The organism is Rapidithrix thailandica (assembly GCF_039710355.1).
In the GTDB taxonomy this organism is placed as follows: domain Bacteria; phylum Bacteroidota; class Bacteroidia; order Cytophagales; family Flammeovirgaceae; genus Rapidithrix; species Rapidithrix thailandica.
In genome coordinates this window covers 25064-31921 of the sequence record NZ_JBDKWZ010000031.1, presented here as the reverse complement: position 1 = coordinate 31921, position 6858 = coordinate 25064, and the positions used below count along the sequence as shown (strand labels likewise).

Sequence of the window (6858 nt, the reverse complement as noted above, 5' to 3'; positions counted from 1 at the left end):
ACTCATCGGTGGTAGCTGGGTTCGTTATAGGGTATGTGTTACCTACATCTGGCTTTTTAAAGTTGGTTACACCTATCCAATCACCTGTTTTGCTTTTTTCCCCAATCATAGGCCAGCCATCAATCCAAGTAACAGGTTCTAACCGGGTTGTCCTACCAATCGGATCGCGGTCTTCCATAATTAAGCACCACCAATCGCCATTTTTAAGCTGTACCAAGGCCCCTTGATGTATACCCCACTGGGTATTACGTTGGTCGTGCATAACCACCTTTTTTTCGTAGGGTCCATAAATATTATCCGATCGAAAGCAAATTTGAGAACCGGTACCCGCTGATGGACTAAAAATGTAATACTTTCCATTTATTTTATACATATGCGAGCCTTCAACAGGTTCGCCTTCAATGACTTTAACCGATTTTCCCGAAACGGATAAATAATCGTCAGCTAGTGGAGTGATATAAATATCGGTTTGACCATGAGCAATATAGCCTTTACCATCATCGTCAAAAAATAAACCCGGATCATATAAAAATTCCGGAAAAATGGTACGTTGCCAGGGTCCTTCGATATTATCGGCTACACACATGGAAAAGTGCCCTGTTGTGCCTTCCTTGTTTTTAGGAGTGCAAAAACCCACATAAAATTTACCCTTGTGGTAGCGTATGGTATTCGCCCAAGATCCATTAAGGTATAGTTCGCCACCATTCATGTCGAAACGGGGGTCTTCATCGTATCGTTCGATGGGATAACTCGCAAATTCCCAGTTTACCAAGTCTTTCGATTTCACAATAGGACTCCCAGGCATATAATGCATACTGGTCGTGATTAAATAAAAATCGTCATCTACACGAATAACATCCGGGTCTGGCCAATCCCCCCAAAGTACAGGGTTTTTATAGGTTCCATCACCATTATCGGGAGTCCATACATTAGAAGTTAATAGATAGGTATTGTTTTCTTGTGAGATGATGACAGGTATTTCTATAAAAAAGATAGCCAATATGAGGGCTATCTTTTTTATTTCTAAAAAGTTATCACAACATTTTAAATTTTTCAGCATATTGATTACAGTTAGATAATTGAATGGAGTTAATTAAAAGTGCACCGCACCAATGTTTTCCGGAACGGCTTTTTTATAAATCTTACCGCTTAAATGGTAGAACCTATCTATTTTAGAGCATGTTTAAGTTTCACCTTTTGGATTGCAAATTCCCATTTCAGAGACCTCAGCGCATCATTTTTTTGTGTGCCGGCACCCGGTATGTCGGATCACCGAAAGTCGAACCACCGAAGTGTCGGGCCAAAAAAATGACCTTCTGAGAACCCTAAACTGAAAATTTTCATTGTCAAAGGGGCGGCCTCTTGAAGGAGCATCTCCCACAACGAATTTTAAATATACTCTTAGCCAAATAATTGGCTATGGCTTACACGTAAACCAATCAAAATTAAATGATTTTCCTTTAAATTAGATAGATTGTTTGGTAATGCTCTAAAAAGTATGAGCTTTATCCCAGTCAAAAGGAGAATCGGCCAAGAACCTTGCACTGATGCGTACCATCGCTAAGCAGTACATGGCATATCCACATATGAGGGTTTCCGGCATGACCACCTGGCTGTATTTGGATCAAGGTATCCCCAAGACTGTATCGCTTGATGGGTATCCAGGCGATCATTCCCGGACCGTATACTTCCAAGACATAAAAAGGGATTCAAGTCAGTATGACGGCAAAGGCCGGGCCACCGACAATGCTTTTACCGAAAGACTTTGGAGAAATATTAAATACAAAAAAACTCTATCTCAACCCTCCAAAAGACGGATTGGGTTTATACCGATCAGTGAATGATTATTTTAACTATTACAACCTTGAAAGAAGACACCAAGCAATCGATTACCAAATACCGGCTAGCCGGGATCAAGCGACAACTTGATAATTATAGTAACTTTGAATAAACGCTGCCCTATGGATGGGGGGATCTACAGTTATACCAACTAAAGTTTTTTCCAAACTAATTTTAAACTATTTCATCAATATTATTGAGACTAATAGGGACATCACCTCCAAAAACCTCTGTGTGTGTTTTGAAAACCGTTTTTTTGGGACAGGGCCTCAAAAATATCATTCTCTTTATTACCCTTACTTCTAAAGTAAAATATTTCCAATCTTAGATCTTCAGATATATCTTGAATTTCTTGAAAATCAATATTTGCATCGGTGATGGCTAATCGCTCTAATAAAGAAAAAGAACTTATCGTTTTTATACTATTCAAATTCTTACAGTTCAATATTTCCAGCCTTTTTATTGTATTCGAACTTAATTTTGGAACAAATTTTAAATTGCGAACACTATTAAAAGAAAGATTTTCAAGACTATTTAGGGGGCTTATAAAAGCAAAGTCCTCTATTTGATTACAATTTTTGAGCTTTAAAGACTTTAGATTTGGAAATTTTTCAACAAGTTTTTTTTCCCCTGATAGCTTATGAAATATAGTGAGTTCCTCAAGGTTTTCATTCCTTTCCACATAATCTATGTTCAGTTCTCTCACCTCCAATACCTTTAGTTTTGAATTAAGTAAAAAATAATCTTTTTTACTTAAGCCATTTTCCAGGCTTAATTCTTTTATATTTTTGAATCGTTTGAGGGTACTCAGATTTATTTTTTTATTATAAAAGCCACTGATTTTAAGAGATTTCAGATCCTTTACTACTTCTAATTCTGAAATACTTTCAAGAGGCATTGATGAATTCACCAAAATATCTATTTTTTGTAAATTGCCAAGATATTTCAGCACTTCTAAATTACAAATAATTTCACCTTCCGAGGTTTTAGTTGGATCACAGACCAAAACCAATTTTATTTCTTGAGAAGTTTTTAAATAATCATTTAATTCTAAAAGAACATTCTTAAAAGCACCTCTTTCAATTGAAACTACCAATGTTTCTTTCAAAGATTGACTATTTTGCTTAAAATATACCAAGTCTTTTTTATCTAAATTCATAATTATTTACACATTCCTTTAGGTTGATAATGATCTTTGACTTTTTTATCAATAACTTCTTCAAATTCGTCTCCAAAGGTATTTTTCAACCATTCCTCCCCAAAGTCCTTCTATATATTTTTTTATTATTACTCATATCTACAGGCTTTTTTATGTTTATTAACTGATTCAGTTCTTCTGTTGCCTCCATCTTTTTCATTCTTTCATAAGTTATTTGTTCCACACCCTGTGTAGTATCAGTATCAGGTATTCCTGTAAAAATATCCGTTGCCACTGTTTTATTACCATATCTAGTGGCAGCATTATGCTTTGCTTTTCCTGCATATACTTCCTTCTCTCTTAAATAAACTGTTGAGAGACCAAAAGGATCTACCCATGTATTAACATCAAATACATATCTGTAAAAGTTAGGCTCTCCAGATTGTAATCGAATCGGATCCTGGGAAATATACGTTCCTGATTCAGGCGAATAGTACCGGAAGTGGTTATAGTACAAGCCCGTCTCTGCATCCTCGTACTGTCCTTGATAACGGAAAGGGCAGTCTTGAATCGAGCCTTTTGCTAAAGTACGGATCTTTCCATAGATGTCCAGTTCGGCTTGCCAAACCAGGTTGCCTATGGAATTGTACATCAGACATGGAGTTCCCAAATAATCCGATACGATGGAATAGGGTTCCCCTTCCACGATCTTCGCACTCGGCACAAAACTGCCTTCGTCAAAGACCCAGGTGATCAGGTTTGGGAGGGCTCCAACTTTGTTTTGGCTTGATTTATTACTAAAAAAGTGGATGTCTAAGGGGTTTACACCTAAGACATCCACTTGAAAGGTAAAGTATGAGAACTAACTTTTGCAAAAATCAATAACAACCGTAGAGGAACGAGCTACCTGGATTGTAAAACCGAGAGCCGGTTTTCCAGCTCTGCAATTTCAACTTGAAGTATCTCCGGGTCAAAATATTCCCCTTCTTCCAATACACGCTTTAATCCCTGTATTGCCAAATCCAAGTCTTTCTCTAACTCATCAATAGGCCAGACATAAACATGACCAAATTGCAACAGACAATAAGAAGCCGCTCGCACCAAAAGAGCTTCATCATCCCAATATTCTTGAGCAAGTAGCTCTTGAAGGGTATTGCGAACTCTTGTTGCAAGTCCGGAATCGCCAATCGTTTTGGCAAACCAATCGGCAGCACAGTCGTTATCCCATGGTTGATTTCCCCACATATTATGATTCGTTAGCTAAAGCGTCTAAGTCTGAAAACAATTGATCTGCCGACTCTTTAATACCCTCCCTGAACTTTTTAGGTATTTTCGACTCAAGCCTTTCATACCAATCGTAAAAGGATATTTTCCATTCTTCAATATCTTCATCCATCAACATATCAACCATATCAGGGTATTTATTTGTCAATACAATGAGAATGTCCATATGAAGCAGCATTGCTTGAGCCACTTCATTTGTATTTTTTAGCCATTCACAAATTTCATTAATTTGACTTATTGCTAAGTTTATGTAACGAGCCGGCTCTAAGTCTGACGCCTCATTTCCATTTGGATGCGTATTAAAAATTCTTTTCATTGTTATATAGTAATAGCTATTTAATTTACTAATTACAACTAACCTTTCTGGGAGTTTTAAGCATTTTAGACTTTAATTCTCTTAATGGGGTATTACTAGTCCATCTATCTTTTACCCTTCCTCTATTTTTATTTAGTAACCCTGCACTTTCTAATTGCTCTTCTATACTATCTGTTGAACTATAATCGGCAATTCTTTGTTTCAATCGTTTTCTAATTAATCCTCCGTCTATAGATCGTGCTTCATCATGAGTCAAATTTTCTGCTAAAACTTCCATTGTTTCTATTTTACCTTTTTTATCTGGATTAGCAAGATGCTCTCTAAACCGTTCCAAGGCTGATCGCTCTGTTATTCCATAATACACAACGTCACCATCCTTATTTAACAATTGATAAACAAGTTCAGCAAGTCCAAGTGGATCAACAAGAGAAATTGAATCAAATACATAAGCGCAAAAATTCACTTTACCAGATAACAACCCAATCGGATCCTGGGAAATATACGTTCCTGATTCAGGTGAATAGTACCGGAAACGCTTGTAGTATAAGCCCGTCTCTGCATCCTCATATTGTCCTTGATAACGGAAAGGACAGTCTTGAATCGAGCCTTTTGCTAAAGTACGGATCTTTCCATAGATATTCAGTTCGGCTTGCCAAACGAGATTTCCCACTCCGTTATAGGCGGCAATGGGTTTGCCGATCTAATCCGAAAGAGCATAACTATTCAGATAAAACCAAAACAGGTCTGATATAAATCAGACCTGTCTTCTATCAATTAAGTAGAGATTTTACTCTTAGCGGAATACCTTATTCCCCAAATGCATCCACATAAGCGCGTTGAACTTCCGGATCCGGGTCTAATAGATATTTCTGTTCTTCAAAGGGAGCCGGAAAGGGCAATTCATTGATGTAATCCCAATCTATATACTCTTTCACTGCATCAAATAACACCGGAGTGATCTTTTTATATTCGCCTGTAAGAAATACTTGCATCCCTTCCAAAATTAAAAAAGCGTACTCTCGAGGTGATATGTTGTTTGAAACTTCAACATCATAAATTGATATCCCAACCTCTTTGGTACCCTGTCTTGTTCTAACATTATATGTGATTTTATGATTAAAATCTTCAATTGGTTTTCTAAACCTAAAGGTTATAGAACAATCAAAACGACCGTTTACAATTACATTCTTAGGTGCAAGGACATACTTCGCACAAAGAGCAGCAATATGCTCTCTTATCTTGTAAGATACTCTGGGACGGGTTTCAAAATCTGTTTTTCGGAAGGAATCTCCATATAAAGCAAAAGTGTTTATCATTGACATCGGTTTTCTAAAATCAGACAGTGGATGCCAAAGGATTTTACACCTAAGACATCCACTTGAAAGGTAAAGTATGAGAACTAACTTTTGCAAAAATCAATAACAACCGTAGAGGAACGAGCTACCTGGATTGTAAAACCGAGAGCCGGTTCTAAACCGAAGCCTTATTACCACTTAGGTGTTTTCATCTTCGAATGATCAGTAGTTTTAAAGCATTAAAAAACCACAGTCAAAACTGTGGTTTAGTATAAGTAATTATTGTAGTTGTTAATCTAATTCTGCTCTTGAAAATAAATCTTGTATTAAGATATTATCTTCACATGCATTTTTAAATGAAGTTATAAAACTCTGTAATGCTACTTTATCTTCTGAATAAGCGCAAAACATACTTCCTTCAGGGTCAAACTTTACAACTTTTGCCAATCCTTCCATTTTTTCTGATAAAAACACTCTAGCTAATGATGCCCAGTCGTAACCATTTCCCTCAAACCCTTCATCTTCTCTTGTTTCAAAAAGCTCGTTTTTATACTCACCAACATTTAAACAAACTGAAAAGCTGTTTGGATGTTCTACCCAAAAAAAAGGTTTTATCTCTTCTTCAAAACTATTAATGCCCATATTGTTCTAATTCTGCGAATAATTCATCTGCATTTTGCTTTATACCCTCTCTGTATTTGGCTGGTATTTTACTGTTTACACGCTCATACCATTCATAAAATACAGTTTTCCACTCTGCAACTCGGTCTTCTTCAATACTCAAGTTGGCATCTTTAGGAAATTTTTTTGACAATAATAAAAGTATATCTATATGTGCCAGGACTGCTTGAACGATTTTTTTAGATGTTTTCAGCCACTCAACATTCTCTTCAATTTGCTTTATTGCCAAATTAAAATAACGAGCATTAGCCATATCTGCCATATCGTTACCATCTGAAGCTGTACTATATATTTTCATAGCAATT

Annotated in this window: 10 protein-coding genes; 1 reads left to right on the top strand and 9 read right to left on the bottom strand. The window is 36.5% G+C overall.

What is annotated here, in order from left to right; all coding sequences use genetic code 11:
- Positions 1-1000, bottom strand: a 1000-nt coding sequence (locus tag AAG747_RS28855; RefSeq protein WP_346824740.1) for a glycoside hydrolase 43 family protein, incomplete at its 3' end; no start/stop codon positions are given.
- 547 nt (positions 1001-1547) lie between these two features.
- On the opposite strand from AAG747_RS28855, the gene AAG747_RS28850 reads away from it, so the two are divergent.
- Positions 1548-1844: a hypothetical protein gene (locus tag AAG747_RS28850; protein WP_346824739.1), complete on the top strand. Its 297-nt coding sequence runs from the start codon at positions 1548-1550 to the stop codon at positions 1842-1844.
- A 209-nt stretch (positions 1845-2053) separates the two neighbouring features.
- Here the strand turns inward: AAG747_RS28850 and AAG747_RS28845 are convergent, their stop codons facing one another.
- The 8 genes from AAG747_RS28845 to AAG747_RS28810 all read right to left on the bottom strand — a co-directional run bounded on the left by AAG747_RS28845 (position 2054) and on the right by AAG747_RS28810 (position 6851).
- Entirely contained in the window at positions 2054-2998 is a 945-nt protein-coding gene (locus AAG747_RS28845; protein ID WP_346824738.1) for a hypothetical protein, read from the bottom strand.
- 85 nt (positions 2999-3083) lie between these two features.
- The gene (locus tag AAG747_RS28840; protein WP_346824737.1) at positions 3084-3818 is read right to left on the bottom strand and encodes an RHS repeat domain-containing protein; all 735 of its coding nucleotides are present in this window, start codon (positions 3816-3818) and stop codon (positions 3084-3086) included.
- A gap of 62 nt (positions 3819-3880) precedes the next feature.
- Positions 3881-4222: a hypothetical protein gene (locus tag AAG747_RS28835; protein WP_346824736.1), complete on the bottom strand. Its 342-nt coding sequence runs from the start codon at positions 4220-4222 to the stop codon at positions 3881-3883.
- 1 nt (position 4223) lies between these two features.
- Positions 4224-4577: a hypothetical protein gene (locus AAG747_RS28830; protein WP_346824735.1), complete on the bottom strand. Its 354-nt coding sequence runs from the start codon at positions 4575-4577 to the stop codon at positions 4224-4226.
- 28 nt (positions 4578-4605) lie between these two features.
- Positions 4606-5247 carry an RHS repeat-associated core domain-containing protein gene (locus tag AAG747_RS28825; RefSeq protein WP_346824734.1) on the bottom strand — a complete coding sequence of 214 codons (642 nt, stop codon included), beginning with the start codon at positions 5245-5247 and terminating at the stop codon, positions 4606-4608.
- 136 nt (positions 5248-5383) lie between these two features.
- A complete protein-coding gene (locus AAG747_RS28820) occupies positions 5384-5899 on the bottom strand; it encodes a hypothetical protein (RefSeq protein ID WP_346824733.1) in 516 nt (171 codons plus the stop codon).
- Positions 5900-6163: 264 nt separating this feature from the next.
- Positions 6164-6514, bottom strand: a complete 351-nt coding sequence (locus tag AAG747_RS28815) for an immunity 51 family protein (protein ID WP_346824732.1) — start codon at positions 6512-6514, stop codon at positions 6164-6166.
- Complete coding sequence (locus AAG747_RS28810) at positions 6504-6851, bottom strand: hypothetical protein (RefSeq protein ID WP_346824731.1); 348 nt, start codon at positions 6849-6851, stop codon at positions 6504-6506. Before AAG747_RS28810 ends, AAG747_RS28815 begins: the two co-directional genes overlap by 11 nt.
- Between the last annotated feature and the right edge of the window lie 7 nt (positions 6852-6858).